The organism is Micromonospora sp. NPDC050980, from assembly GCF_040653835.1.
GTDB lineage: Bacteria > Actinomycetota > Actinomycetes > Mycobacteriales > Micromonosporaceae > Micromonospora.
The window spans coordinates 798,437-825,378 of sequence record NZ_JBFAGS010000001.1 but is presented as its reverse complement, the minus strand read 5'-3'; the positions used below and the strand labels follow the sequence as shown (position 1 = coordinate 825,378).

The 26,942-nt window shown below is 72.8% G+C and carries 25 protein-coding genes, 2 tRNA genes, 1 other RNA gene and 1 pseudogene; 16 read left to right on the top strand and 13 right to left on the bottom strand.

Annotated features, from left to right (window positions below):
* The first annotated feature begins 294 nt into the window (after positions 1–294).
* The gene (locus tag AB0H28_RS04035) at positions 295–921 is read left to right on the top strand and encodes an NAD(P)-binding domain-containing protein (protein WP_358033760.1); all 627 of its coding nucleotides are present in this window, start codon (positions 295–297) and stop codon (positions 919–921) included.
* Between the two features lie 56 nt (positions 922–977).
* Here AB0H28_RS04035 and AB0H28_RS04030 read toward each other — a convergent pair whose 3' ends face one another.
* A complete protein-coding gene (locus AB0H28_RS04030) occupies positions 978–2,792 on the bottom strand; it encodes a VanW family protein (RefSeq protein ID WP_358033758.1) in 1,815 nt (604 codons plus the stop codon).
* A 188-nt stretch (positions 2,793–2,980) separates the two neighbouring features.
* Here AB0H28_RS04030 and nudC point away from each other — a divergent pair, with 188 nt between their 5' ends.
* From nudC to AB0H28_RS04015, 3 genes are all read left to right on the top strand, one after another.
* Positions 2,981–3,904 carry an NAD(+) diphosphatase gene (gene nudC, locus AB0H28_RS04025; RefSeq protein ID WP_358033755.1) on the top strand — a complete coding sequence of 308 codons (924 nt, stop codon included), beginning with the start codon at positions 2,981–2,983 and terminating at the stop codon, positions 3,902–3,904.
* A 419-nt stretch (positions 3,905–4,323) separates the two neighbouring features.
* Entirely contained in the window at positions 4,324–4,911 is a 588-nt protein-coding gene (locus AB0H28_RS04020) for a DUF6230 family protein (protein ID WP_358033886.1), read from the top strand.
* Positions 4,912–4,990: 79 nt separating this feature from the next.
* Positions 4,991–6,526, top strand: a complete 1,536-nt coding sequence (locus AB0H28_RS04015) for a DUF6114 domain-containing protein (RefSeq protein ID WP_358033752.1) — start codon at positions 4,991–4,993, stop codon at positions 6,524–6,526.
* Between the two features lie 74 nt (positions 6,527–6,600).
* Here the strand turns inward: AB0H28_RS04015 and AB0H28_RS04010 are convergent, their stop codons facing one another.
* Entirely contained in the window at positions 6,601–8,271 is a 1,671-nt protein-coding gene (locus AB0H28_RS04010) for a DUF885 domain-containing protein (protein ID WP_358033749.1), read from the bottom strand.
* A gap of 30 nt (positions 8,272–8,301) precedes the next feature.
* Here AB0H28_RS04010 and AB0H28_RS04005 point away from each other — a divergent pair, with 30 nt between their 5' ends.
* Positions 8,302–9,393 (top strand): DMT family transporter, encoded by a 1,092-nt coding sequence (locus tag AB0H28_RS04005; protein WP_358033746.1) that lies wholly within the window; start codon positions 8,302–8,304, stop codon positions 9,391–9,393.
* 4 nt (positions 9,394–9,397) lie between these two features.
* Here AB0H28_RS04005 and AB0H28_RS04000 read toward each other — a convergent pair whose 3' ends face one another.
* Both AB0H28_RS04000 and AB0H28_RS03995 read right to left on the bottom strand, forming a co-directional pair.
* On the bottom strand, positions 9,398–10,468 hold the full coding sequence (locus tag AB0H28_RS04000; protein WP_358033743.1) for a PHP domain-containing protein: 1,071 nt from the start codon (positions 10,466–10,468) through the stop codon (positions 9,398–9,400).
* Positions 10,469–10,526: 58 nt separating this feature from the next.
* On the bottom strand, positions 10,527–11,279 hold the full coding sequence (locus tag AB0H28_RS03995; protein WP_358033739.1) for a M23 family metallopeptidase: 753 nt from the start codon (positions 11,277–11,279) through the stop codon (positions 10,527–10,529).
* A gap of 208 nt (positions 11,280–11,487) precedes the next feature.
* Between AB0H28_RS03995 and AB0H28_RS03990 the strand changes: the two genes are divergently transcribed.
* The 4 genes from AB0H28_RS03990 (at position 11,488) to AB0H28_RS03975 (ending at position 13,272) form a co-directional block, all read left to right on the top strand.
* Positions 11,488–11,784, top strand: coding sequence for a hypothetical protein (locus AB0H28_RS03990; protein ID WP_358033883.1), 297 nt, complete (start codon positions 11,488–11,490; stop codon positions 11,782–11,784).
* 72 nt (positions 11,785–11,856) lie between these two features.
* Positions 11,857–12,027: a hypothetical protein gene (locus AB0H28_RS03985; protein ID WP_175441502.1), complete on the top strand. Its 171-nt coding sequence runs from the start codon at positions 11,857–11,859 to the stop codon at positions 12,025–12,027.
* A gap of 122 nt (positions 12,028–12,149) precedes the next feature.
* Entirely contained in the window at positions 12,150–12,674 is a 525-nt protein-coding gene (locus tag AB0H28_RS03980) for a tRNA adenosine deaminase-associated protein (RefSeq protein WP_358033737.1), read from the top strand.
* 154 nt (positions 12,675–12,828) lie between these two features.
* Complete coding sequence (locus AB0H28_RS03975; RefSeq protein WP_358033880.1) at positions 12,829–13,272, top strand: nucleoside deaminase; 444 nt, start codon at positions 12,829–12,831, stop codon at positions 13,270–13,272.
* 104 nt (positions 13,273–13,376) lie between these two features.
* Here AB0H28_RS03975 and deoD read toward each other — a convergent pair whose 3' ends face one another.
* On the bottom strand, positions 13,377–14,084 hold the full coding sequence (deoD, locus tag AB0H28_RS03970; protein ID WP_358033734.1) for a purine-nucleoside phosphorylase: 708 nt from the start codon (positions 14,082–14,084) through the stop codon (positions 13,377–13,379).
* A gap of 75 nt (positions 14,085–14,159) precedes the next feature.
* Between deoD and AB0H28_RS03965 the strand changes: the two genes are divergently transcribed.
* Positions 14,160–14,246: transfer RNA gene (locus AB0H28_RS03965), tRNA-Ser, on the top strand.
* A gap of 65 nt (positions 14,247–14,311) precedes the next feature.
* Here AB0H28_RS03965 and AB0H28_RS03960 read toward each other — a convergent pair.
* From AB0H28_RS03960 to AB0H28_RS03945, 4 genes are all read right to left on the bottom strand, one after another.
* Positions 14,312–14,896, bottom strand: a complete 585-nt coding sequence (locus AB0H28_RS03960; RefSeq protein WP_358033732.1) for a SigE family RNA polymerase sigma factor — start codon at positions 14,894–14,896, stop codon at positions 14,312–14,314.
* Positions 14,893–15,417, bottom strand: a complete 525-nt coding sequence (locus AB0H28_RS03955; RefSeq protein WP_358033730.1) for a permease-like cell division protein FtsX — start codon at positions 15,415–15,417, stop codon at positions 14,893–14,895. The genes AB0H28_RS03960 and AB0H28_RS03955 overlap by 4 nt, the downstream gene beginning before the upstream one ends.
* Positions 15,418–15,575: 158 nt before the next feature.
* Complete coding sequence (locus AB0H28_RS03950; RefSeq protein WP_358033728.1) at positions 15,576–16,061, bottom strand: hypothetical protein; 486 nt, start codon at positions 16,059–16,061, stop codon at positions 15,576–15,578.
* A 32-nt stretch (positions 16,062–16,093) separates the two neighbouring features.
* Positions 16,094–16,708, bottom strand: coding sequence for a hypothetical protein (locus tag AB0H28_RS03945; RefSeq protein ID WP_358033726.1), 615 nt, complete (start codon positions 16,706–16,708; stop codon positions 16,094–16,096).
* 127 nt (positions 16,709–16,835) lie between these two features.
* On the opposite strand from AB0H28_RS03945, the gene AB0H28_RS03940 reads away from it, so the two are divergent.
* From AB0H28_RS03940 to AB0H28_RS03925, 4 genes are read left to right on the top strand one after another with little or no spacing between them, the layout of a single operon-like run.
* Complete coding sequence (locus AB0H28_RS03940) at positions 16,836–17,561, top strand: ATP-binding cassette domain-containing protein (RefSeq protein WP_358033724.1); 726 nt, start codon at positions 16,836–16,838, stop codon at positions 17,559–17,561.
* Entirely contained in the window at positions 17,558–18,328 is a 771-nt protein-coding gene (locus tag AB0H28_RS03935; RefSeq protein ID WP_358033721.1) for an ABC transporter permease, read from the top strand. Before AB0H28_RS03940 ends, AB0H28_RS03935 begins: the two co-directional genes overlap by 4 nt.
* 17 nt (positions 18,329–18,345) lie before the next feature.
* Positions 18,346–19,671, top strand: a complete 1,326-nt coding sequence (locus AB0H28_RS03930) for a sensor domain-containing protein (RefSeq protein WP_358033719.1) — start codon at positions 18,346–18,348, stop codon at positions 19,669–19,671.
* 14 nt (positions 19,672–19,685) lie between these two features.
* Positions 19,686–20,330 (top strand): response regulator transcription factor, encoded by a 645-nt coding sequence (locus AB0H28_RS03925; protein WP_358033717.1) that lies wholly within the window; start codon positions 19,686–19,688, stop codon positions 20,328–20,330.
* 2 nt (positions 20,331–20,332) lie between these two features.
* On the opposite strand, the gene AB0H28_RS03920 is transcribed toward AB0H28_RS03925, so the two are convergent.
* The 4 genes and pseudogenes from AB0H28_RS03920 to AB0H28_RS03905 form a co-directional block, all read right to left on the bottom strand.
* On the bottom strand, positions 20,333–20,662 hold the full coding sequence (locus tag AB0H28_RS03920; protein ID WP_358033878.1) for an NUDIX hydrolase: 330 nt from the start codon (positions 20,660–20,662) through the stop codon (positions 20,333–20,335).
* 438 nt (positions 20,663–21,100) lie between these two features.
* Positions 21,101–21,445, bottom strand: a pseudogene (locus tag AB0H28_RS03915) (DNA-binding protein); the annotation flags it as partial.
* Between the two features lie 133 nt (positions 21,446–21,578).
* Positions 21,579–23,324 (bottom strand): glycosyl hydrolase, encoded by a 1,746-nt coding sequence (locus AB0H28_RS03910; protein WP_358033715.1) that lies wholly within the window; start codon positions 23,322–23,324, stop codon positions 21,579–21,581.
* Between the two features lie 577 nt (positions 23,325–23,901).
* A tRNA-Ser gene (locus tag AB0H28_RS03905) sits at positions 23,902–23,986 on the bottom strand.
* Between the two features lie 81 nt (positions 23,987–24,067).
* Here AB0H28_RS03905 and ffs point away from each other — a divergent pair.
* An RNA gene (gene ffs / locus AB0H28_RS03900) (signal recognition particle sRNA small type) lies at positions 24,068–24,157 on the top strand.
* 107 nt (positions 24,158–24,264) lie between these two features.
* The gene (locus AB0H28_RS03895; protein WP_358033712.1) at positions 24,265–26,910 is read left to right on the top strand and encodes a DNA polymerase III subunit gamma and tau; all 2,646 of its coding nucleotides are present in this window, start codon (positions 24,265–24,267) and stop codon (positions 26,908–26,910) included.
* The last annotated feature ends 32 nt before the right edge of the window (positions 26,911–26,942 follow it).

Here is a 26,942-nt window from a genome sequence, read left to right as displayed (position 1 = left end):
ACATTCCGAACCCGGAAGCTAAGCCCTCCAGCGCCGATGGTACTGCACTCGGGAGGGTGTGGGAGAGTAGGACACCGCCGGACAATCTTCCAGTCAGGGCCACCCCAAACAGGGATGGCCCTGACTGCGTCAGCGCCGTTCCGGCGCGAATCACCACGACCGACCCATCCCATCTCGTACCGTCGAGCGGGGACCGCCCCGCGTGTCCCCCGCCGGCCTCGGCGGACGAAGAACGTGACATGACGTACGGCGGGTTCGTGATCGGGACGCACCCGCCGGGGTACAGGAGTGGTCATGGAGATCGGAATCATCGGGTCGGGGCACATCGGAGGCACCCTCACCCGTCGTCTGCGTTCACTCGGCCACGACGTCGCGGTAACCAACTCCCGCGGCCCGGAAAGCCTTACCGACCTCGCCGCCGAGACCGGCGCGCGGGCCGCCGCCCTGGAGGAGGTGGTCCAGGGCGCGGAGGTGGTGGTCGTGGCGATCCCGCTGAAGGCCGTCCCGCAACTGCCGGCCACCCTCTTCGACGGCAAGCTCGTCGTCGACGCCAACAACTACTACCCCGAGCGGGACGGCGACGTCGCCGAGCTGCTGGACCGTAGTCTCAGCTCCAGCCGGTGGACCGCCGACCACCTCAAGGGCGCCCGGGTGGTGAAGGCGTTCAACAACATCCAGGCGGCGCACCTGATGGACCAGGGCAAGCCGGCGGGTACGGCGGGTCGGATCGCCCTGCCGGTGGCCGGCGACGACGCCGACGCCAAGCAGGTCGTCATGGGCCTGGTGGACGAGCTGGGTTTCGACCCGGTCGACGCCGGCACGCTCGACGAGAGCTGGCGGCAGCAGCCGGACACCCCCGTCTACGGCACCGACCGGGACGCGGACGGCGTCCGGGACGGGCTGGCCGCGGCGCGCCCCTGACGACGCCGAACACGAAGAAGGCCCCGCCTCGGCGGGGCCTTCTTCGTGTGCCTGGGTCAGGTGCCGGGTTTCGGCGCGCAGATGAAGCGCGGCTCGGCGTCGTAGCGCCAACTGAACTTCTCCCGCTTGATCACCTTGCCATCCTTTTTGATCACCCGGAACGCGTCCTGGGCGAACCCGATGCCGCCGGCGGCGGAGATGCAGTCCGGACCGGGTTTCAGATAGACGGTCTTCGGTTGCGTGACGTTTCGGCGCGGCCCGTACTCGGTCTTCACGCTGTCGTAGATCTTCGTGCTCCAGATCGACACGGTGATCGAGCTGGCCGTGTAGGAGGTGTCGATGAGCACCCCGTGCGGTGTGTTGTTGCGAAACTTGAAGTCGAGCTGAGGCCAGTAGATAGTCGACTCGATCACGGCCGGGTAGCGGCTGAAGTAGAACGAGTGCGGCTTGTGCTCGACGTCCTCCAGCCCGGCGTAGTAGGTGGCGTTGAACAGCGTGGTGGTGAACTGCGAGACGCCGCCGCCGACCCCCGGCACGAGCTTGCCGTTCACGATTGTCGGCGCGTCCTGGTAGCCCTTGTCGTAGCCGCGTTCGCCGGTGTGCGCGTTCAGTGAGAAGGTCTCCCCCGGCCGCACGATGGCGCCGTCCACGTCCTTTGCCGCCTGGACGATGTTCTGGCTGCGCGGCGAGGAGAGGCCGCCGGTGAACCGGGTGGTGAAGGTGGAGACGCGCTCCTTGACGCCCAGCTCGGCCAGCTTCGCCTCGGTCAGCTCCGGCGCGGCCGGCTTGAGCTGTGCCGCCACCGTGCGACCGGTCGGCTTCGGCAGCACCGCGAGCAGCGCGGGGCCCAGCGTGGCGGCGTCGACCTGGCGGCCGGCCCGGCCGGGCACCACCTTCGGCTTGCCATCGGCGATGGTCAGCCCGGCATCGCGCGGCTCCACCTCCAGCTTCGTCAGCTTGTCGCCGAGCGCGGCGCGCAGCCGGCTGACGTCGACCCGGGGGGCGACCTTGCCGGCGTCGTCGGTCGAGAACCGCAGCGACCGAGCGATGGCGGCGGGCGGGATGGTGACCGAGCCGCCCTCGGTGGTGAGCGTGACGGGCGCGGCCACGGCCGGCCGGGCCAGTTCGGTGACGAGCCGGTCGACCTCCTCGCGGCTGGTCGCCGGCCACTTCTCCACAAGCGGCACGGTGACCGGCAGGGCGGCCAGCCACGCCGCGGTGACCGCCTCGGTCGCGCCGGCCGTGTCCACGGTCAGCGCCGGCTTCGGGTAGACCGGCTTGGGGGTGGTGCCGGTCCAGATGACGGTCGGCATGGTCATCTCGCGTCCCTGGTCGCCGACCGCGGCGCGCAGGGCGGTGCCCAACCGCTCGGCGTCGACGGTCACCACCGGCTCGACCGTGCGGGAGCCGACCAGCCGGCTCACCGCGTGCGCCTCGGCGGCGGCGGCAGCGGCCACGGTGGCGTCCACGTCGACGGCGAGCCCGACGTCGGCGGGCTTCAGTGCGGTCTTCTTCTCGCCCACGGTCACGGTGATCGGAGCGTTCAGCGCGTCGGCGCGGCGCTCCAGCTCGGCGCGGAGCGCGCGGGCGGCGTCCGCCCGGCTCCGCCCGCCCAGCTCGGTGTCGAGCACCGTGGTGCCGCGGGGCACGTCACCGGCGTACGCGTAGGCGCCGACGCCGATGCCGGCGGCGAGCAGGGCGGCGGTGAGCCCGCCGGCCAGCAGCAGTCGGGCGCGTCGGCTGCGCGTCGGCTTCCCCGCGCCCGGGGCGGGCGGTGTGGCGACCGGCTCCAGCTCGACTCCGGGCCAGCTCACCGCCGCCACCTTGACGGTGGGCCGGTCGTCGGCAGCCGGCATCTTCTCGCCGCTCATGGTCACTGCAACCTCGATCGGAATTACGCGTGCGGGGACTGCTTCCCCCGCGGGAGACACCTACGGTAACCAACGCTCGGGCCGGTCGGGAGTCTCCGCCCGGGAGGTCGTGTCGGGCGGGCGGAGGTGTCGCACCGATCACCCGTTTCGGGCCCCCGTTCCGGCCGTGGTCGTGACACGGTGGTCGGGTGCGGGCGGACGACCGGGTGTTGGCGTACGGCGGCGGGTGGTTGGACCGGGCGGCGGCGCTGCGTGACGACCCGGGGTGGCTCGCCGAGCGACTGAGCGACCCGGCGAGCGTGGTGCTGCCGCTGTGGCGGGACCGCTGCCTCGTCGACTCCGCGCGGGTGCCGGTGCGCCCGGCCGCGGTGCACGCCGCCGAACTGCTCGCCGCCGCCGACGAGACGGTGTTCCTCGGGCTGGAGGCGGGGCGTGCGGTGTTCGCCGCCGACCTCTCCGGTCGGGACGGGCGAGCGGCCCGGGAGCTGGCCGGTGCGGCCGAGGCGGTGGACGTCCGGGCGCTGGTGGGTGGGCTGGGGCCGGCCGAGGCGGCCGTCCAGGCGTACGCGAAGGGTCTGCTGCACTGGCACCGCGGCCAGCGCTTCTGCGGCAGTTGCGGCGCGGCGACGGTGGCCGGGGCGGGTGGCCAGACCCGCTCCTGCGCCGGGGCGGGCTGCGGCCGGTTGCTGTTCCCGCGCATCGAGCCGGCGGTGATCATGCTGGTCGAGGCGCCCGGTGAGCCGGAGCGTTGCCTGCTGGCCCGGCACCGCGGCGCGGCGGAGGATTCCTGGTCGATGCTGGCCGGGTTCGTGGAGATCGGCGAGAGCCTGGAGGACGCGGTCCGGCGGGAAGTGGCCGAGGAGGCCGGGGTGGTCGTGCGTGAGGTCACCTACCAGGGTTCGCAGGCGTGGCCGTTTCCGGCGGGGCTGATGGTCGGTTTCCGGGCGGCGGCGGAGTCGACGCGGGTGCGGGTCGACGGCGAGGAGGTGGTGGAGGCGCGTTGGTTCACCCGGGCGGAGCTGCGGGCCCGGGTCGCCGCCGGGCGTCCCCTCGGCCGGATCGACTCGATCGACCGTCACCTGCTGGGATCCTGGCTGGACGGGCGGGGCTGACCGGGCTCCGGTCGGCGTCCTGGCCTGACCGGACGGTTGATCGCCGCCTCATCCTCAGCGCCTTGTCAGCCGGCCGTTATCGAACTGTGATGTTTTGCCGTGACGGCTACCACAGGTGAAACCTGTGCGACACGGTGTCGTAATGAGACCGTTTCGTCCGAAGAACTTGCCGGTTTGGCGCTAACCGTTGGTAACCGTCGGCGATCTTGATACCACAACCGTGTTACCCGTCAGTAGCAAGGGGCTTGTGAGGTCTGTCGCTTCGCGAGAACATCCAATCCGCGAACCGCGCGGTCCCGTTCGGCACGACGGCCTCCGCGCCGCCCCGCAGCTTTCCCCCGTCCCGCGTCGCGTCCCGCGTCCGGCGACGACGCACCCCCGTCGAGGAGGACCTTGTGACTGAATCGGAGAACCGCCAGATGAGTGGCGGCACCCGCTGGCGGCGCTTCGCCGCCATGATGGTGCCGGCGACCGTCGTGGCCGGCGGCATCGTGCTCGGCATGGCCAACGGCGCCATCGCCGCGTCGTTCGCGGTGTCGGGCCAGACCTTCAAGGTCGGCGCCTCGAAGCTGGAGGGCAACGGCTTCAAGCAGTACGGCGGCTTGGTCCAGGAGAAGAACGGCACGCAGCACCCGGTGGCCGTCTCGGAGATCGCCGACGCGAAGCTCTACGACCTCTGCCAGTCGGTCAACGCCAGCATCCCCGGCGTGCCGATCGTGCTGACCATCAACGCCGGTGGTGGCGGCAAGCCGGCCACCGCCACCAACCTGCTGATCGACATGGAGTCGCTGGAAGGCGACGCCACGTTCCAGAACATCCAGATCGGCCGCGACGCCAACGACCTCAACCCGACGAAGGGCCAGCCCGGCGCGTTCGGGCAGAGCGCCGACTCGGTGACCATCACGAAGCTGGAGCAGGTGGCCCGCTCCACCAGCGCCGGCGTCTTCACCCTCAACGGCCTCAAGCTGAAGGTGAACGTGGGCAAGGACGCGAAGGAATGCTTCTGATCTGATGGCGAGGCCCGCGGAGGGCGCCCTCCGCGGGCCTCGCCATGTCGCACCCCGTCAGCACCGCCAGGAGGAGTACGTGACAACCGCCGAAACGCAGCAGGCCCGGCCCGGTCGGCTCGGCCTGGCGTGGCGTGGCTTCCGCCGGTGGCGCCGGGCGCGGCCGTTCTGGGGCGGTCTCCTCACCGCCCTGGCCGGGCTGGAGATCTTCGCCACCACCCAGATGAGCCTCAACGGCCTCACCTTCCAGATGGGGCCCACCGGCTTCCTGTCCTGGCTCATCCCGACCATCCTCGTGACCTGCGGGATGCTGCTCTGGTTCAGCCCGGCCCAGCGGATGTTCTACGCGGTGGTCGCGGCGATCACCGCGCTCTATTCACTGATCGGGGTCAACCTCGGCGGTTTCTTCATCGGCCTGCTGCTCGGCATGGTCGGCAGCGCGCTCGGCTTCGCCTGGGTGCCGCGCAAGGACACCGACGTGACGCCGACCGAACCCGCCGGTGGGACGCCGACCGACGAACCGGCGGCGGAGGAGCCGGCCGACGAGCCGGAGCCGGCCCTGGTGGACGAGCTGCTGCCGCGGCAGCGCGAGGACGACACCACCGGCGTCCTCACCGACACGCTGCCCGAGCCGCGCAACCCGCTGCGCGAGTCGGCGCCGGTCGAACCGGCCGGACCGGACGCGCCGCGCGGCCCGGGGCACACGCCCCGCGCGTACGCGATCCTGCTGGTCCTGGCCGTCTCCGCGGCCGGGCTGGTCGCGGTCCACGGCCAGCGGCCGGCGGTCGCCGCGCCGGCGGCCTGCCCGAGCACGTCCGCGCCCGCACCGAAGCCGTCCGCCTCGACGACCGCTGCGGCCTCCCCCTCGGCCAGCCCGAGCAGCGCCGCGCCGACCGAGCCGGCCGAGGAGCCGGACGGCAACCTGCTGACCGACCTCGTCGACGGCATCACCGGCCTGTTCACCGGCGACAAGGACACGGCCGACGCCGAGGCGTCGCCGTCGCCGTCTCCCTCGGCGACGACGGCGGCGGTTGCCGCCGCCCCGAGCGGCAGCGCCACGCCGAAGCCCGGCGCAAGCGCGAAGCCGTCGGCCTCGGCGAAGCCGGGCGACGACTGCGCCGAACCGGCCCCGACCAAGCCGAAGCCGGTCGAGGAGGGCAAGCCGCTGCCCAAGCTCGCCGCCGACCCCGACCAGCCGCTCGTCGCCGACCCGCCGTCGCGGCTCACCGGCTCCAAGGTGACCATGTACGGGCTGCGCTTCGAGGGCATCGTCGAGCTGCCCACCTACCGGGGCAAGCTCAAGTGCCTGAAGTTCACCATGGACAAGGCCGTCACCGACGACTTCACGTTGCTGGCCAGCGGCCCGGCGGGCAAGAAGCAGCGGTACGTGACCGAGCGGCTCACCGTGGAGGGCGACGTCGCGTTCTACGCCACCCGGTTCGTCGGCCGGGTGCTCGGCATCAAGATCACACTGACGCCGGACCTGCCGTTTCCCGACGGCATCCCGGTCACCTCGCCGATCCCGCTGAGTTTCGACGACCCGGTGATCGAACTGGCCTACGAGCACTCGAAGACGCTCACCGCCCGGCCGGTGCTCACGGTCGACCTGGCCTGACCGACGCCGACGCCGAGACGGCCGGGAGCCGGAGGGGGACCTCCGACTCCCGGCCGTCGCCGTTGCCGAGGAACTCAGAGCCGGGCCAGCGCCCGGCGCAGCGGGTCCAGCCCCAGCGCGCCCAGGTCGAGCGCTTGGCGGTGGAACTCCTTCAGGTCGAAGTCGGCGCCCTTGCGGGCCTTCGCGTCCTCGCGGGCCTGCAACCAGATCCGCTCGCCCACCTTGTACGAGGGGGCCTGCCCCGGCCAGCCGAGATAACGGTTCAGCTCGAAGCGCAGGACCTCGTCCGGCACGCGGCAGTGCGCCCGCATGAACTCCCAGCCCAGCTCCGGCGTCCAGCGCTCGCCCGGGTGGAAACCGAACGGGTTGTCCGCCGGGATCTCCAGCTCCAGGTGCATGCCGATGTCGACGATCACCCGGGCGGCCCGCAACGCCTGCCCGTCGAGCATGCCGAGCCGGTCGCCCGGGTCCTCCAGGTAGCCCAACTCGTCCATCAGCCGCTCGGCGTAGAGGGCCCAGCCCTCACCGTGCCCGGACACCCAGCAGAGCAGCCGCTGCCAGCGGTTGAGCAGGTCGGCCCGGACGGCCGTCTGCGCGACCTGGAGGTGGTGGCCCGGCACCCCCTCGTGGTAGACCGTGGTCACCTCGCGCCAGGTGGAGAACTCGCTGACGCCCTGCGGCACCGCCCACCACATCCGCCCGGGGCGGGAGAAGTCCTCGCTCGGCCCGGTGTAGTAGATCGCGCCGTCGCTGGTCGGCGCGAGGCAGCACTCGATCCGGCGGACCTGCTCCGGGATGTCGAAGTGGGTGCCGTCCAGCTCGCTGATCGCCCGGTCGGCCAGCGCCTGCATCCAGTCGCGGAACGCCTCCTTGCCCCGGACCGTCCGCGCCGGGTCGGCGTCGAGCGCGCGTACCGCGTCGTCGATCGTGGCGCCGGGGCCGGCGATCCGGCCGGCCACCGTCCGCATGTCGGCCTCCAGGCGGGCCAGCTCCGCGAACCCCCAGGCGTACGTCTCGTCCAGGTCGACCTTCGCGCCGAGGAAGTACTGCGAGGCCAGTTCGTAGCGTTCCCGGCCGGCGGCCTGCTTCCGCCGGCCCACCGGGGCCAGCTCGGTGCGGAGGAACTGCCCGAACTCGGCGGTGGCCGCGGTCGCGGCGGCGGCGCCCTTGCGCAGCTCCGCGCCGAGCGTCCCGTCGGCGTCGAGGCGCTCGACCAGCCCGTGGAAGAAGTTGTCGCCCTCCGGGTCGACCCAGACGTCGCACTGCTTGGCGACCTCGACGAGCTGCACCTGCGAGCTGACCCGGCCGTCGGCGGCGGCCTCGCGTAGGGTGCGCTTGTAGGCGTCCAGCGCCGACGCGAAGCGGTTGAGCCGGGCGGCGACGTTGGCCTTGGCCTCCTCGCCGTCGGTCGGCATCAGGTCGAAGACCATCCGCAGCTCGTGCAGGCCGCTGGAGATCACGCTGACCTCGCTCGTGGTCTCGCCGCTGTCGTAGCGGGCGAGTTCGAGGCCCAGGCGTTCCTGCATCGCCTCCTGGGCGGTCCGCTCCGCCTCGGTCTCCGGCTCGGTCACGTCGAGCTGGGTCAGGGTGCGCCGGACCAGGTCGGCGCGGGCCGCGTAGCCGTCGGGGGAGAGGTCGTCGAGCTGGTCGTCGTAGCCGGCGATGCCGACGTAGGTGGCCCCGGTCGGGCTCAGCGGAGCCCATTCGGCCACGTACCGGTTGGCGAGGTCATCGATTCGTCCCACCGGGCGAGACTACGTGACCGGGACGCCCCGGTGCCGATTGTGTTTGCCGTGTTCAGGGCAGCGGATCACGCAGTTGCTGTGGCGGTCGACACGGCGTCCGATTCTCGCGCGACAGCGTCGTACCCGGAGGGCAGAGTGTCAGGGGTGAACACGGATATCGCTCCTGACCGGGCACCGCTGCGGAGTTGGCTGCCGGGCTTCGTCGCCCTGGCCGCGATCTGGGGTTCCAGCTTCCTCTTCATCAAGGTGGGGGTGACCGAGCTGCACCCGGTGCACCTCACCCTCTACCGGGTCGCCACCGGAGCGGCCACGCTGCTCGTGGTGCTGGCGGTGCTGCGCGACCGGCTGCCCAGCGACCCCCGGGTCTGGGCGCACCTGCTGGTGGTGGCCGCGTTCGGCGTCGCGCTTCCGTTCACCCTGTTCGGCTTCGGCGAGCAACGGGCCGAGTCCATGCTCGCCGGCATCTGGAACGCCACCACGCCGCTGATCGTGCTGCCGCTGGCCGTGCTGGTGTTCCGCACCGAGCAGCTGACCGCGCGGCGGGCGGTCGGGCTCGCGCTGGGCTTCGCCGGCGTGTTGGTGGTGCTCGGCGTCTGGGCCGGCGTCGGCGGGGCCCACTTCACCGGCCAGCTCATGTGCTTCGGCGCGGCGGCCTGCTACGGGCTGGCCATCCCGTACCAGAAGAAGTTCATCGCGGGCAGCGCGTACTCGGGCCTGTCGCTGTCGGCGGCGCAGCTGCTCGTGGCGACCGCGCAGCTCGCGCTGGTCGCGCCGCTGGTGGCGGGCGCGCCGCCGGTGCCGACCGGCCTCTCGGCGCGGGTGGTGGCCAGCGTGCTCGCGCTCGGCGCGCTCGGCACCGGGCTGGCCTTCGTGATCAACATGCGCAACATCCGGTTGGCCGGCGCCAGCACGGCATCCACGGTGACCTACCTGATCCCGGTCTTCGCGGTGCTGGTCGGCGCCGTGGTGCTCGGCGAACGGATGAACTGGCACCAGCCGGTGGGCGCCCTGGTGGTGCTCGTCGGCGTGGCGGTCGCGCAGGGCCTGTTCCGCCGGCGTCGCCCCGCCCTGGCGCCCGCGCCACCCGCCATCCGCCCGGTCGAGCCGGCCGCCCGGGCCTGACCGCTCAGCCCCGGCTCGCCGTCCACGTCACCAGGCGTTCGGCCGTCCAGGTGTTGACCACCCGATCGGCCGGTACGCCGCAGCGGGCCGCCCGCTCGCAGCCGAAACGCTGCCAGTCGAGCTGACCGGGGGCGTGCGCGTCGGTGTCGATGGCGAACCGGCAGCCGGCCTCCAGGGCCCGGCGGATCAACCGCTTCGGCGGGTCCTGCCGCTCCGGCCGCGAGTTGATCTCGACGGCCACGTCGTGCTCCGCGCAGGCGGCGAAGACGGCGTCCGCGTCGAAGTCGCTCTCCTTGCGGGTGCGCGCCCGGTGCCCCTTGTCGCCGGGCCCGGTCACGCCGGCCGGCCGGGACGCCACCATCCGGCCGGTGCAGTGGCCGAGGATGTCCAGGTGCGGGTTGGCGACCGCGGTCAGCATCCGGCGGGTCATCTTCGCCCGGTCGTCGCTCAACCCGCTGTGCACCGACCCGACCACCACGTCCAGCCGGGCCAACAACTCGTCGGTCTGGTCCAGCGAACCGTCGGCGAGGATGTCGACCTCGATGCCGGTGAGGATGCGGAAACCCGTCGGCAGCGCCTCGTTCACCGCGGCCACGTGGTCGAGCTGCCGGCGCAGCCGGTCCGCGGTGAGCCCTCGGGCCACCTTGAGTCGCGGCGAATGGTCGGTGAGCACGAGATATTCGTGACCCAGCTCGACCGCGGCCAGCGCCATCTCCTCGATCGGCGAGCCGCCGTCGGACCAGTCCGAGTGGCTGTGGCAGTCACCGCGCAGCGCGTCCCGCAGCCTCGCCGCCTCGTCGTCCAGGTCGGTGCCCTCGGTGGCCAGCAGCCGGCGCAGATAGACCGGCTCCTCACCGGCCAACGACTCGGCCACGCAGCGGGCGGTGACGTCACCGACGCCGGCCAGCTCGGTGAGCTTGCCGGTGCGGGCCCGCTCGGACACCTCGCCGGCCGGCAGCGCGCCAAGGACGCTCGCCGCCGACCGGAACGCCCGGACCCGGTAGGTGGCCTCGTTCGCCCGTTCCAGCAGGAACGCGATCCGGCGCAGGTCGGCGATGGGGTCCCGGGCAGTCATGTCCTGGAACCTACGCGCTCCGACCGCCCGCCGGGGGCCGGCGGGGCGCGCGCCGAGGTCAGCCGCCCGCGGCGGACCCGCCCGGCGACTTCGGGCAGCCGTGCTTGCGCTGCCACGCGGTGACCTCGGCGGCGGGTGAGCGGTTGCCGCCCTTGCGCCAGGAGTTGAGGTAGGGCGCCGGCCAGACGACGCCCCGGCGGATCCACCAGTCGTCGTGGCCCGAGCACTGGGGGGAGAGCCCGAAGTGCAGGTGGCACACGTTGTTGGCGTTGCCGGTGCGACCGACCTTGCCGAGCTGCTGCCCGGCGTGGACCCGTACCCCGGCGTCGACGCCGGACGAGATCGCGCTCAGGTGCGAGCCGTAGTAACGCACCCCGTCGTCGCCGAGCAGCGAGACCGACAGCCCGCCGTTGTTCGGCCCGAGCGGCCCCCGCTTGTCGAACCGGTCGACCCGGCTCACCTCCAGGACCACCCCGTCAGTGACCGCCACGACCGGTTCGCCGCAGTCGGCGAACAGGTCCGTGCCCGGGTAGCCGCCGTGCGTCGGGTGGTAGTCGACGTTGCCGGCCCGCACCGGGAAGACCCGCCGCCCCGCCGCCGTCCGCGTCGGGGCCGGCGCGGTGGTGGCGGCGACGGACGGGGCCTGGCTCGCCGCCGACCCGGCGGGCTGCGCGGCGGTCACCATCGGGCTCGGGTCCCGCCACGCGTCGGCCGGGCCGGCCGGACGGTCACACCCGGCGGCCAACGCCGCGACGAGCAGCAGGACCGAGTACGCCGGACGCGCGCGGCGTCCGATCGATGGCGAGCGCATCCGGTCATCCTGGCAGACCACTACCGTAGGGACGAAAGCCGAGAGCAGCCCGCACCGTCCAGTCACTGTGCGTCATGTCGAGGCGGACGGGTCGGGGGAAGGAGCAGCGGTGGCGAACGGGTGGCACGGCGGAGGAGACGGGCCCGGTGCGGGGGCGTTCCAGCCGCCGCCGCGTAGCCCGTCGGGGCTCTTCCCGTCCGGCGGGCCGATGCGGCCCAGCTACCGCGAACCGCACCCGGTCACCGGCACCGGCGTCGCGATCGGTGCGGTGATCGCGTTCGCCTGGTTGCTGCTGTTCGGGCTGGTCGGCCACGATGTGCCCGGCTACGCCTGGTGGACGCTGCTCGCCGGCGGGCTCGCCTGGGCCGCCGCCGCGGTGCTGGTCCGCCACGGCGACCGGGGGGTGGCGACCGGGGTGGCGATCGTCACCGCCGGCGGCTGGAGCATCGCCGCGGCGATCGTCGCGGTGCGCTGGGCGCAGACCGGGGACTGGCCGCTCTGGTGACCTTCGGTGCCGGTTCCGCTGCGTAGCGAAGACCATCTTGACGTACGGGCGGTGACGGTTCACGCTCGCCGTATGGCCTGGACCACACCGCCGCGGCTCGACCCCGATCGGAGCCGCCGCCGTCTGCAACTCCTCGCCGAGTTGGCCGGCGCCCGCGCGGTACAGCAGCGCGAACGGCCGCAGCGGGCGCGCAGCGAGCGGCTGCGCCAGCTCATCGCCACCCGCCGTCGCGTCGCCGGCTGACCGGCTTTCTCCAGGAACGGCCGGCCCCTTACGGGGCGTTGACCGGTCGCCTGCCGACCCGACCGGTTAACGTGCATCGCGTGACGTGTCGGCGTCCTGCCGAGGCCAACATTGGGGGGACCGTGTCGTACTTCGCTGCTGCCGTGGCGCGCGTCGACGGCGGCTGGACCGCCGGCGAGGTGAGCCTGCGGGGTGTCACCGACATCGAGGAGGTGGCCGACCGGCTGCGCGACGTCGAGCCGGACGCGGACCTCTCCCTGCTCTTCGTCGAGGCCGACGACACCTACCTCGTGGTGCTGCGCCTCGACGAGGGTGAGGACCTGCGGGTCTTCGGCTCCGACTCGGCGTACGCGGAGGAGTCCCGGCTGGGTGCGCTGCTGGTGGGCGACCTGAAGACGTCGGTCACCGGGTTGGAGGACGTCGACGAGCCGCGACCGTCCGGCGGCGACGACGACACCGAGCAGCCGGCGGTGGACCCGGAGGCCGACCCGGTGGGCGACGCCGACCTCCTCGCCGACCTGGGCATCCCGGCGCAGAAGCTGCTCGCCCTCTGCGCGCACGAGGGCAACATGCCGGCCGACGTGACGGCCGAGATCTGCCAGGTGCTCGGCTGCGTGGACGAGGTCGAGGAACTGCGTGAGGTCTGAGCCCGGCGAGTCCGTGGCGCCCGGCGCCGCCGAGCCGGCCGACGCGACCGACCCGGCGCTGGAGACCGTGGGACCGTCGCCCGTGCGTCCCGGCGCCGACGAAGGGCTGGCCGACCCGGGCGCGCCGGGCCGCCGGCAGCGGCACGAACTGTGGATGCGCCGGGCGCTTCAGGTCGCGGTGACCGGCCCGGACGGCGGCCCGCCCGACGGGGACGCCGACGACGTGCCGGTCGGCGCGGTGCTCTACGGACCCGACGGCACCGAACTGGCGATCGGGCGCAACGAGCGGGAACTCACCGGGGACCCGACCGCGCACGCCGAGGTGCTGGCGCTGCGCCGCGCCGCGCGGCGGCTGGGCCGGTGGCGACTGGACGGCTGCACGCTGGTGGTGACGTTGGAGCCGTGCACCATGTGCGCCGGGGCGATCGCGCTGGCCCGGGTTTCGACAGTGGTGTTCGGGGCGTGGGAGCCGAAGACCGGCGCGGTCGGCTCACTCTGGGACGTGCTGCGCGACCGCCGCCTCCCGCACCGCCCCGAGGTCTACGGCGGCGTCCTGGCATCGGAGAGCGCCGCGCTGCTGCGCGCGTTCTTCAGGTAAGGAGGGGCCCCTTGTTAACGCTTCCGGTATAGAAGGGGCCCCTTCTCACCAGCCGCCGCCCCCGGCACCGGGCGGTGACGGGGGCGGCGGGGAGAACAGCCGGGTCAGGCGACGGCGGTGTCGAGGGCGATCTCGACCATCTGGCCGAACGTCTGCTCACGCTCCTGCGACGTGGTCTTCTCACCGGTCTTGATGTGGTCGCTGACGGTCAGGACGGTCAGCGCGCGGGCCTTGAACCGGGCGGCGATGGTGTAGAGCGCCGCCGACTCCATCTCCACCGCGAGCACGCCGTAGTCGGCGAGCGTGTCGTACAGGTCCGGCCGGTCGGTGTAGAAGGCGTCCGCGGCCAGGATCGGGCCGACCCGCATGGTGATGCCGCGCCGCTCGGCCACGTCGACCGAGGTGCGCAGTAGCCCGAAGTCGGCCACCGGGGCGTAGTCGATCAGGCCGTCGAAGCGCATCCGGTTCATGTTCGAGTCGGTGGACGAGCCGATCGCCGCCACCACGTCGCGCAGTTGCAGATCCTCGGTCAGGGCGCCGCAGGAGCCGACCCGGATCAGCGTCCTCACCCCGTAGTCGTTGATCAGCTCGTGGGCGTAGATGGAGGCGGACGGCATGCCCATGCCGGAGCCCTGGACGGAGACGTCGACGCCGTTCCACCGCCCGGTGAAGCCCAGCATCCCGCGCACGGTCGTGTAGCAGCGGGCCCCCTCGAGGTAGGTCTCCGCGATCCACTTGGCCCGCAGCGGGTCGCCCGGCATCAGGACCCGCTCGGCGATCTCTCCCGGCTCAGCGCCGATGTGCGTACTCATGGCAAAGATCCTGCCAGGCCGGCGGCCGGGATACCGGTTCGGCGTCGGTACCGGTGGTCCTGTACCCTCGTCGGCGGTGGCGTGTCCGAGTGGCCTAAGGAGCACGCCTCGAAAGCGTGTGAGGGTTTACGCCCTCCGCGGGTTCAAATCCCGCCGCCACCGCTCGTGAACAGCGAGAACGCCCGGTGCGATCCGTGAGGATCACAACGGGCGTTCCGCGTTCCGGGTCAGCTCCCGGTGAAGTCGTCGCCCAGCATCGCGCGGATCCGACTCAGCGCCCGGGCGTCCCGCATCTTCACCGCCGAGACGGATATCCCCACGATCTTGGCGACGGTGGCGACGCTCTGGTCCTCCCAGTGCCGCAGCACCACGATCGCCTGGTCCCGGATCGGCAGTGCCGCCAGCGCGGTCATCAACGTGACGTGCAGGTCCGTCGCCGCCGCCGGTTCCGGCCGTTCGGGCAGGTCGGCGCAGACCAACTCGGTCCCGCTGCGCCGGCGCCGCTGGTCGAAGAGGGCGTTCACGAGCACCCGGCGGCTGTACGCGTCGAGGTTCGCGGTGTGTCGGATCCGGGTCCACGAGGCGTACATCCGGGTGAACGTGATCTGGGTCAGGTCCTGGGCGAGGTGCCAGTCCCGGCACATGAGGTAGGCGGTGCGCCTGAGTCGGGGCGCGGTCGCGGCGACGAACGCGCTGAAGTCCTCGTCCCGGATGTCGCGCTCGCGTCGGCGGGCGATTCTCCACCGGGCCACCGGGCCGGGCTGACGTTCGGCGGCCGGCGAGGCGCAGACGTCGACCTGCCCGCTGCTCACTCGCCCTCCCCGGAACCGGTGCGGTACGCGCAGGGGTTGGCCGCGATCTGGTCCACGCCGCTCGCGTCGCGAAACTTCGCCGCGAGCCGCGCGTAGTCCGCCGTCCGCACCAGCTCGACCTGGAAGGACTCGGGAAGCTGCTCCGGTTCGACCGAGCCGACCAGATCGGGGTTGTCCCGGTAGGACTTCCTGAACCTGGCGTACGCCTCGTCGTGACCCGCAAACGTCACGCGCCGCACCGGCGGGTACGACTGGAGCGCGTCGCGCAGGTCGAGGCGCTGCTGATCGGTGATGTCCTGCCGCAGGAAGATTCGAGCGTCGATCGGCTCGCGTCGCATCTGTGGGCTGCAAGTGGGGTCCGTGGACGGCTCCGGTGCTCCGATCGCCGCCGGTGGCAGCGGCTCCCGGGACGTTGGTGTCAGGTTCAGGGCGACCAGGGCGGCGGCGGTCGCGACGAGGCCGGCCGCCGCGCCTCCCCCGAGCAGACCACGCCTGCGCCGCAGCGCGGTGCCCGCCACCATGGCCTCCCGGGCCACGTCCCCGGTCGGGGGTGCGGGTTCGACGTCGAGTGCCCGCTAGAAGAGCACGTGCAGGTTCCGGTCCACAGCTCGCTCCTGGTGTGCGATGGCTTCCTCTCTCAAGGACTGGTCGGGATGCCGGATCGGTCACACCGGGCGGGTCAGCAGGGGCCGTAGCCCTCGTCGAAGAGGCGGCGGGCCCAGTCCGCGTACCCGGCGATGATCTTCCGGACGGTGACGCCGTCGTGCAGGAACAGGTATGCGCGGTCGCCGTCGCGGGCGAGCAGCCCGGCGAAGCGGTGGCTGCCGGGCGGCGCGGGCAGCGCGGCGGCGCCGGGGTACGCGGCGCGCACCTCGCCGATCGGCGTGCCGGCGCCGATGCCCTCCGGGGTGGTCATCGGGTCGTCGAGCCAGAGCAGGACGAGCCGGTCGTCGACGAAGATCGGGTTGACCGATCCGTGCCCGGCCAGTGTCGGGCCGCACGCCTCCTCGTCGGTGCGCAGCAGGCCGCGTCGGGTGAGGTCCTGCTCGGTGGTGCCGAACTCCGCGTTGCGCAGGCCGTCCAGGCTGACCACCTCGACGGCGTCGACCGGGCGGGACGGCCACTGTGGATGGACGCCGCTGCCGGCGACGGACGCAGCCGTCATCAGCGCGGCGATAAAAGCAAATTGTCGTAATTTCATGCAATCCCCCAGTCCCCAACGGGAGCAGGGCCCGGAGGTTGCTGGTGCGGGCCGGATTGGCGCAGTTCCCACTCCTCGGCCAGCTCGTCCCAGTAGTCGGCGGACAACCCGCGCCGGCCGTGCGCCAACCAGCCGTCCGTGTCCCGTTCCAGGTGCAGGCCCAGCTCGGCGAACGGGTCGATCCACGCGCCCGGCTCGACGCCCAGCCGGGTCAGCGCCGCGTTGATCGGCCAGCCGGCGCGCGGCCGGTCCAGCGTGCCGTCGTGGCGCGGCCCCCAGCTCACCTCACCGTCCAGCCACACCACCGCCGCCTGGTGGCCGAGCCCGCCGGCGAACTCCGCCTCCAGGTACGCCACCGGACCGCCCCGCGACCAGCGGGCCAGCAACTCCGCCAGCGGCGGCGAGAGAACCAGCCGGAACGGGCGTACGGCACACGGCTCGTCGGTGGCGAAGTCCGGCAGCCCGCCGGTCAGCTCCTCGACGAGCTGCGGGGTCACCGGCAGCAACGCGAAGTCCTGGCGGAGCGCGGCCAGCACCGCGTGATCCAGGTCGGCGGTCTGCTCGCGCAGCAGCTCGATGTCGGCGACCACGGCGCTGAGCTGGTAACTCATCCGAACCTCTCGGTGTCCACAGGCTGTGGATGGAACATGTGTACGACGGGAGGGGTGGAAAACCCCCGGTCGGAGCCGGCGGCTTTCCGGCTTCCGACGATTCTCGGCGCTGCCTAGCGTCGACCGGGTGATCGAACTACGTGAGCTGACCAAACGCTACGGCGGCCGGGCCGCCGTGGACAGGTTGAGTGTCCGGATCCGACCGGGAGCGGTGACCGGCTTTCTCGGCCCGAACGGGTCCGGCAAGTCGACGACCATGCGGATGATCCTCGGGCTGGACGCCCCGGACCACGGCGAGGCGCTGATCGGCGGCGTCCGGTACCCGGACCTGACCTGGCCGCTGAGGACCGTCGGCGCGCTGCTCGACACCGGGGCGTTCCATCCCGGCCGCAGCGCCCGCGCCCACTTGTCCGCGCTGGCCGCGAGCAACGACATCCCCGGTTCCCGGGTCGAGCGGGTGCTGCGCGTCGTCGGCCTGTCCGACGCGGCTACGCGCCGCGCCGGCACCTACTCGCTCGGCATGCGCCAACGGCTCGGCGTCGCGGTGGCGCTGCTCGGCGACCCCGCTGTTCTCCTGCTCGACGAGCCGGTCAACGGACTGGACCCGGAGGGCATCCGCTGGATCCGGGACCTGCTGCGCCGGCTCGCCGCCGAAGGCCGGACCGTGTTCGTGTCCAGCCACCTGATCGCCGAGACGGCGCAGACCGCGGACCGGCTGGTGGTCATCGGCCAGGGTCGGCTGCTCGCCGAGACGACCGTGGCCGAGCTGGCGGCCGGCGGCGACAACCTGGAGGACGCGTTCTTCCGACTCACCTCCCAGGCCACCGACTATCGCGGAACGGACGTGTCATGAGCGGCTACGGATTCCGGCAGGCGGCCCGGATGGAGCGGATCAAGCTGGGCAGCGTCCGGTCGACGTGGTGGCTGGCGATCGCGACGGTGGCCTCGATGGCCGCGGCCGGCGTCGGGGTGGGGTTCGGCTACCGGTCGCACACGCCGGTGGCCACCGCCGCCCAGATCCTGAACAACAGCCTGAGCGGGTCCATCCTGGCCCAGCTTCTGCTCGGCGCGCTCGGCGTCCTCATGGTGACCGGCGAATACGGCACCGGGCAGATCCGCTCGACGTTCGCCGCCGTACCCCGGCGCCGGACCGTCCTGGCCGCGAAGGCCGCCGTCTGCGGCGGCACGGCGCTCACCGTCGGTCTGCTCGCCAGCCTCGCCGGCTATCTGGGCGGGCAGCTCGCGATCCGTGGCACCGCCATCCCGGCCGCCTCCCTCGCCGATCCGCCGATCCTGCGCGCGGTCCTGCTGACCGGCGGCTACCTGGCCGCCACCGCGCTGATCGGGGTCGGTGTCGGGACGGTGGTACGGCACTCCGGCGCCGCGATCGGCACGCTGTTCGCGCTGATGTTCGTCCCGACGATCGCGGTCGGCCTGTTCGGCGAGAGCGGAATCGCGGTCGGCCGCTTCGTTCCGCTGCTGATGCTGCTCAACTCCGTCGCGGTGACCACGCCCACCCCTGGGCTGTTCGCCGGCTGGATCAGCGTGTTGCTGATGTGCGGGTACGCGGCCGCGGCGATCCTGTGCGGCGGCGTCCTGCTCCGCCGGCGCGACGCGTGAGAAGCGAGAATGGGCCGATGACCGCGCTGCGCGCCCCGTTCACCGCGCTGGCCCTGCGCCGGGCCGTGTTCTGCCTGGTCGGCGTGGTCAGCGCGGTCATCGTCCTGGCGGTGCCGGCGCTCGTCCCGGCTCTGGGCGCCCTCATCCTCTGGGCCACCGGAGGCATGTCCCGACAGCCCGCGCCGGCCGTCGCGCCGATCTTCCTGGTGCTGTTCCCGCTCACCGTCGCGCTCCTGGTCGTGCTGGCCGCTCCGGCCGGACGCGCGGCGGGCGCCGTGCACCGCCGGCTCGCGGCACGGCTGCTCGACGTGCACGTGGACGCCCCGCCGGCCCGGCCCTCGAAGCGGCTCGGTGCCGTGGTCACCGACGGTCCGGGCTGGCGCGCGGTCGGGTACGGCCTGCTCAAGGTGCCACTGGCCGTCCCGCAGGGCTACGGCCTGTTCTGCTACTTGCTCGGCCCGGTCAACCTCAGCTACCCACTGTGGTGGCCGTTGTTCCGCAACCACCCGCCCGGCACCCGGCTCGGGCCGGTCTGGGCGCTGACGCCGTTCGGCCTCCTCGGCGCGCGGACGTTCGCCGGCACGTTCCTCATCGCCGCCGCCGGTCTGGCCATGCTGCTGGTCGCGCCCTGGCTGATGCGCGCCGGCACCGCACCGGACCTGGCCGCGATGCGGCGGCTGCTCGGCCCGCGCCGGCTCGCCGAACGGGTACGCGAACTCCAGGCCGGCCGCGCCCGGGCGATCGACGACGCGGCCACGATGATGCGCCGACTGGAACGGGACCTGCACGACGGCGCGCAGATCCGGCTGGCCACGCTCGCCATGAACCTCGGCATGGCCACCGAGAAGCTCGGCGCCCACGGTCCGCCACCCGACCTCGCGCAGGCCCGTGAACTGGTCGCGCTCGCCCATCGTGGCGCGAAGGACGCCCTCGCCGACCTGCGCGACCTGGTGCGCGGCATCCACCCGCCGGTGCTCGACAGCGGCCTCGGGGACGCGCTGGCGACGCTCGCCACGAGCAGCGCCGTCCCGGTCGCGGTGACCGTCGACCTGACCGACCGCCCGGCCCCCGCAATCGAGACCATCGCCTACTTCTGCGCCGCCGAGCTGCTCGCCAACGCGGCGAAGCACAGCCGGGCGACCTCGATCGGGCTCGACGTCGCCGGAGCCGGCGAGCGCCTGACGCTCACCGTCACGGACGACGGCGCGGGCGGCGCGGACCCGGACGGACCCGGCCTGGCCGGGCTGGCCCGCCGCGTCGGCGTGGTGGACGGGCGGATGCTCGTGCACAGCCCGGCCGGCGGCCCGACCCGGGTCGAGATCGACCTGCCCGCGCGGGCGTGAACGGAGGCGACGGCATGCGGGTGGTGATCGCGGAGGACGCCGCGATGATGCGCGAAGGGCTGGTCCGGCTGCTCACCGACCGTGGCTTCGAGGTGTGCGCGGCGGTGGCCGACGCCGACGCGCTGCGGTCCGCGGTCGCCGCCTCCGAGCCGGACGTGGCGGTGGTCGACATCCGGATGCCGCCGACGCACACCGACGAAGGACTGCGCGCCGCGATCGACATCCGACGGGACCACCCCGGCGTCGGCGTGCTGGTCTTCTCCCAGTACGTGGAGACCCGCTACGCGACCCGGCTGCTCGCCGACCGGCCCAGCGGCGTCGGCTACCTGCTCAAGGACCGCGTCGCCGACGTCGCCGACTTCGTGGACGCGCTGACCCGGGTGGCGTCCGGCGGCACCGCGCTGGACCCGGAGGTGGTCGGCCACCTGATGCGGGCCGGGCAGGGCACCAGCGGGGTGGCGTCGCTGACCCCACGGGAGCGCGAGGTGCTGTCGCTGATGGCCGAGGGGCGGTCCAACAGCGGCATCGCGTCGGCGCTTGTGATCACGCCCGGGGTGGTGGAGAAGCACGTGGCGAACATCTTCGCCAAGCTGGGCCTGCCGTCCTCCGACACCGACAACCGCCGGGTCCTGGCCGTCCTGCGCCACCTCCGTGGCTGACCTCAGGCGCCACCAACGAGATACCTCGGACGTCCGTCGGCGAGCGCGGCCACCGCGTGACGCAACCGCTGCCAGATGTACGGGCGAAGCAGCGCCCGCGCGTCGTCGAGCGGTACGAAACGCGCCTCGGCCAGCTCGTGGTCCGTCGGCCGAAGGTGTGCCGTGGCCGGCAGCACGCCGCCGTCGAAGACGAACATCAGGCTGTCGTCCCACGGACCGTGCGGGGCCACCCAGTCCACTACCAGCATCGAGCCGACCGGCACCTCCAACCCGAGCTCCTCGCGGAGTTCCCGGGCGGCAGTGACGTGCGGTGGTTCATTGGCCTCGGCCATGCCGCCCGGTAGGTCCCAGTCGGGCTTGTAGCGGGGGTCGACCAGCAGGCCCCGACGCGTTTGCGAGGTTGCCGGGCGTTGCCTTCCGCCAGATGTGCCTGCCAAGCTGCCGGATCTCGTTCGTACAGGGGACGCTCGTCGGCCATGACGCCATTGTCGGCGGGTCTCATCCGATAGGCAGCGGCAGCGCCATCCAACTCCTTTCCCGGAACGTGTCGCCAAGCCGTTCCAGAAGCTGCGGCACGTCGGGGAAGTGAACGGAATGCGACCGCAGCAGGAGGGCGAGATGCCGAAGCGGTACAGGTTCCTTCCGCCAATCTGCCGATCCGCACATCGAAGTGCGCGGAGCAGGTGAGGACCGGCTTCTCCGGGGACGGGCGGCGGTGCCTTGTCCCGCCCGGGCGGGAGGCAAAACCACAGGACGTGGGTGGGGATCCCCAAGATCCGGGCCCATTGCGCGAGCCGGTCGAGGTGCACTATCGGCGATCCGGTCTCGACGCGGCTGAGCTGGGCTTGGGTGACGCCGAACCAACCGGCCACCGTGGCCTGAGGCAGCGGCAGCCGCCCGTGGTACGGATGGTGGCGGTAGGCACGGATAACGCGGCCGAGGTGCCGTTCCGCCAGCGCTCGCCGAAGCGGTTCGTGCGACCAGAAGGCGGTCGGAACCTCGGGCGCTGCGATGACCCTGTCGCGCTCCGCCCGTTGGCAGGGGGCGCAACGCCCGGAGGTGTTGTCCGTCGCCAGGCCGGCCCCGCAGCGGGCGCAACCGGCTCGCCTCGACATTGCGGTCATCGGCTCATTCAACCCGCCATGTGACTGCTCGGTATACGAGCGGCGCATATGTGGCTCGCTGGCTCTGCGCGTACGCGGAAGGGGGCCGGACCCTCGGCGGGCCGGCCCCCTGACGATCAGGTCGTCACCACGCGGACATGTCGGGGAGTTGGTCGATCGAGATGGTCCTCGGGTCGGCCATCGCGGTGCGCCACAACCCGGCCACGTCCTTGCCGCTGCCGTTCCAGTCGCGCGAGGCCCAGACCACGAAGTACGGCCAGGCCGGGTCGGAGTTGGGGTTGAGCGGGCTGAACGTCTCCGCGACGCCTGTGGTCTTGGCGCCGCTGACCGCCTTGGTGGTGGCGAAGTCGCTGCTGCTCTGGAAGTAGTCGGAGGTGACCAGGTCGACGTAGCCGTCGCCGGGGTACCAGGACGCGAGCGAGGTGCCCTGGCCGCTGGCCATGCCGTTGAACACCCAGACGATGTTGTGCGCGCCGGCGAGCTGGGCGCGCTGGTAGATCAGCCGCCAGAGCTGCTGGTAGGCGTCCTGGCCCTTCTTCGCCCACCACATGTAGTTGTTGTTCGCCTCGTGCAGCGGGCGGAACAGCACCGGCACGCCGGCGTCGCCCATCTTCTTCAGCTCCCGCACCACCAGGTCGATGTCCTGGTAGAGCTTCGACGACGGGTTGTTCAGGTCGGGCTGGAAGTCGCACGGCGCGGAGTAGTTGCCGCCGCGCGGGCAGTACCAGTGCCACTGGAACGCGACGATGCCGTTGCGCGACTTCGCCCAGTCGATGACCTGCTGGGTCTGGATGCTGCCCCGGGTGTACTCCATGAAGTCGAACGCCACGATCGCCGGGTAGCGGCCGGTGAGCTGCTGCACCCTGTCCGCGTCCGGCAGGTCGGTCTGGCCGCTCACGTAGGTGTGCGTGCGCAGGTAGCAGATCAGGTTGCGGGCCTTCGAGTTCGCCTGCGGGTCGGCGGGGGCCTGGCCGCAGTCCGGGCCGGGCGGGGTGGGCGGCTTCACCGCGTACACCTCGAACTCGTAGAGCGAGTAACCCCAGGCGGTGCCGCGGGCGGTGCCGGACATCCGCACGTACCGGCCGTTGGCCCCGGCCGGCGTGACGTCGTCGGTGCCGCCGTCGCCCGTCGTGGTGCTGAACACCGGGGTCCAGGTGGTGCCGTCCGTCGAGGTCTGGATCTGGTACGCCCTGCCGTACGCGGCCTCCCAGCGCAGCCGCACCGTGTTGATCGGGTACGTGGCGCCCAGGTCGACCTGGATCCACTGCGGGTCGGCGTAGAGGCTGGACCAGCGGGTGCCGCCGTTGCCGTCGACCGCCTGGGCGGCGACGTTCGGGCTCTCTGTCGACGACACGGTGACCGGCCGGTTCAACGCGAGGTTGCCGCTGGGGTCGCCGGTCGGGTCGGGGCTCGCCGACGGGCTCGGGCTGCCGGTCGGGCTGGGTGGCGTGGTATCACCGCAGGCCGCGCCGTTGAGCGTGAACGCGGTCGGGGCCGGGTTCGCGCCGTTGTAGGTGACGTTGAAGCCGAAACTCACCGTGCCGCCGGCCGGAAGGCCCGCGTTGTAGCCGACGTTGGTGGCGGTGGCGTTCGCGCCGGACTGCGTCTTCGTCGCGTTCCAGATGTCGCCGATCACCTGGTTGCCGGGGAACATCCAGCCCAGCGTCCAGCCGGTCACGGCCGCGCCGGTGTTGGTGATGGTGACGTTTGTGGTGGCGCCGCCGCTCCATTCGTTGGTGACCTGCCAGGTCACCGAGCAGGCCCCGGCGGCGGCCCGGGCGGGTGGCGTGGTGACGAGGGCGGTGGCCAGCGCGGTGACGGCTGCCGCCGCCCCGGCCAGGCACGCCCGTGTGCGGGTGCGCTGGATCATGAGGAACTCCCGTACGGGTGATGGTTGCGGGGAGCCCTCGCCGCCCGGACGGGTCGGACCGTCGGTTGCCCTTCCGGCGGTCGATCCGGCGAAGATATCCACGATGGTCTTCTGAACCGGTTAAGTCTGTCAATCCCCGAACGCCTACTGATGGGCGGCAAAGTGAGATGAACCGGTAAAGAAAACGTTATCGATCAACCCGGCGCAACCACGGCACGGGGCCGCCGGCCCGGGGAAACACCGACCACCAGAGGAGGCAGGCCACCGGCCAGTACGTCACCGCCGCCACCGCGAAGTACCACGGGCGGGAGCCTGCCAGCAGGGATCGGCAGCCGTGCTCAGCGGCCCAGTCGTGGACCATCCATGCCCAGACGGCATAGCCGGTCAAGAAGATCACGGACCAGCACACGCGCGGGAACTTCGTCGGACTCCTGCCGCTCCGACCGGAGGGCGGACGGCCGGGAGTGCTACTCATGCACCGATGGTCGCCCCGGCCCGCAAGGACGCGGGTCGGTAGGACGACTCAGGGCCGGTCCCCCGTGGGGGCCGGCCCTGTCGTTCGTGCTGCTCAGGTGAGCGGAGGATACGAGATTCGAACTCGTGAGGGTGTAAACCCAACACGCTTTCCAAGCGTGCGCCCTAGGCCTCTAGGCGAATCCTCCGCGAGCCAGGATACAGGTCCGGCGGCAGCGGGCCACCCCACCCTCCCGGAAGATCCACACGGCTTCGGGTAGGCTTGGTGTCACCTCCCGTGCGGCGGTATCTCGTGAACCTCCCCAGGGCCGGAAGGCAGCAAGGATAAGCGAGCTCTGCCGGGTGCACGGGAGGCCTTTCTGTCTCCGGGTCCCGGTAACGTCGCCTCGGGTCGAGTCACGGGGTGGTGGGTGGTCACCCGGGGCCGACCGGCGCAGAATGGCTCGGTCGAGAGGAGGCGGGACGGGTGGCACTGGCCCTTTACCGCAAGTACCGGCCCCGTACGTTCGCCGAGGTCATCGGCCAGGAGCACGTCACCGAGCCGTTGTCGCAGGCGCTGCGCAGCGGCCGGCTGAACCACGCCTACCTCTTCTCCGGCCCCCGCGGCTGCGGCAAGACCTCCAGCGCCCGGATCCTGGCCCGCTCGCTCAACTGCGAGCAGGGGCCGACGCCCGAGCCGTGCGGGCAGTGCGAGTCCTGCCGCTCGCTGGCCACCGACGGCGCCGGCTCGATCGACGTCATCGAGATCGACGCGGCCAGCCACGGCGGCGTCGACGACGCCCGCGAGCTGCGCGAGAAGGCGTTCTTCGCGCCGGCCCGCAGCCGCTTCAAGATCTATGTCATCGACGAGGCGCACATGGTCTCGTCGGCCGGCTTCAACGCCCTGCTCAAGCTGGTCGAGGAGCCCCCGGAATACGTCAAGTTCATCTTCGCCACCACCGAACCGGAGAAGGTCCTCGGCACGATCAAGTCGCGGACCCACCACTACCCGTTCCGGCTGATCCCGCCGAAGGTGCTCCGGCCCTACCTGGAGCAGCTGACCGAGGCCGAGGGCGTCACTGTCGAGCCGGCCGTCTTCCCGCTGGTGGTCCGCGCCGGCGGGGGCAGCGCGCGGGACAGCCTCTCCGTGCTCGACCAACTCATCGCCGGTGCCGGCCCGGAGGGGGTCGGCTACGCCCGGGCCGCCGCGCTGCTCGGCGTCACCGACTCCGCGTTGATCGACGAGATGTGCGACGCGCTCGCCGCCGGGGACGGCGCGGCGGCCTACGCGACGGTCGACCGGGTGGCCGAGGCCGGCCACGACCCGCGCCGGTTCGCCTCCGACCTGCTGGAGCGGCTGCGTGACCTGATCGTGCTCCAGCAGGTGCCCGACGCCGCGGCCAAGGGCCTGATCGACGGCCCGGCCGACCAGATCGAGCGGATGGCGGCCCAGGCCCAACGTCTCGGCCCGGCCACGCTGTCGCGCTGCGCCGACATTGTGCACAACGGCCTGGTGGAGATGCGCGGCACCACCGCGCCCCGGCTGCTGCTGGAGCTGATCTGCGCCCGGATGCTGCTGCCCGGCGCGGACGACTCGTCCGGCGGCCTGCTCCAGCGCCTGGAGCGGATGGAGCGCCGGCTCACCCTCGGCGGCGCCGAGCCGCCCGCCGGCCCCGACCAGGGGGTACGCCCGGCGGCTCCGGCCCCGGGCGCGGCTGCCGCCGCGATCCACCCGGAGACCGCCGGCACGCCGGCGGCTACCGGTGCCCCGACCGGCGCTGCCGCCGCGCGGGCCGCCGCCATGGCGGCAGGTTCCCGTTCGGCCTCACCCGGGCCGCGCGCCACCGACGCGGCTGTCGCCCGGCCGGCTCCGAGTGGAGCGGACCCGGTCGCCGCCGACGGCTCGTCCGTCTCGGCCACCACCGGCCCGCCCGCCGCGAGCGCCGACCCGGCCGGCCCCGGCGCGAGCGCCGACTCGGCCGGTTCCGGTGCGCGTGTCGGCTCGGCCGGTTCCGGCGCGGCGTCCGGCGACTCGCCGGGTGGCCGGCAGGGCTCCGGTGGTCCGGCCGGGCGGCCGGTGCCGGCCTCGGCGGTGATGCCCGACCCGGTGACCCCCGAGCCGCCTCGGCCCGGTTCCGCCGGTCCCGGCACGCTGGACGCGGTCGCGGTGCGGCGGGTGTGGCCGGACATCGTGGCCAAGGTCAACCGGATCAAGAAGCCGGCCGCCGCGCTGATGCGGGACGCGGTGGTCCGCGACGTGGACGGCGAGACCCTGGTGCTGACCGTCAAGTCGCCGGTGCTCGCCCAGATGATGGCCGCGCACACCTCGGTCCTGGTCGAAGCGCTCTACGAGGAGTTCGGCGGGCGCTGGCAGATCCGCTGCGAGGTGGCCGGTGAACGGGGCGGAGGCTCGTCGCGCCCGTCCGCCCCACCCCGCCCGGCCGTCGAGCCCGACGGTCCGGCCCCTCGTCCCGACGGATCAGCGGCCCGTCCCGACGGCCCTGCTCCCCGCCCCGGCACCCCGCCGGGTGGTGACCCGCCGGCGAATCCGACCGTCCCCGCCCGCGACGAGGAGGACTGGCCGGAGGCGGCCCGCCCCGGCGGCGACGCCGACGCGGTGGCCCGCCCGGGTGGCGCCGGCGCGGCGGTGCGTGCCGCCGGTGCCGAGGACTGGCCGGAGGCGGCCCGTCCGGGTGGGGCCACGGCCACCGCGACGGCGGCTCCCGCCGTACCGCAGCCGGCCGGACCGGCGGCCACGCCACCGCCGCCCGCGAAGGGTGCCACCGGCGGGCAGCGGAACAGCGCGATCGCGGCGGCCCGGGCGGCGGCTGCCGCGGCGGCGGGTGGCGGGCCGGGCAAGAGCCCACGCGCGGCGCAGCCGGGCCGACCGGCCGCGGACGCCGAGTGGGCCGGTGAGCCGCCCTACGACCCGGACTTCGACGGGCCGATCCGGCCCGGCCAGCGTGCCGCGGCCCCGGCCGCCCCCGCCTACGAGGGGTTCGACCCGGGCGACGAGCCGCTGGACGAGGTGATCGACGAGCGGACCGCCCGGCAGTCCAGCGAGGAGCAGGCGGTGGCGCTGCTGCGCGAGGCGTTCGGGGCCGAGAGGATCAACGAGGTCGACGCGCGCTGAACGCGGGTCGACCCGGAACAGCGGTGCCGTGG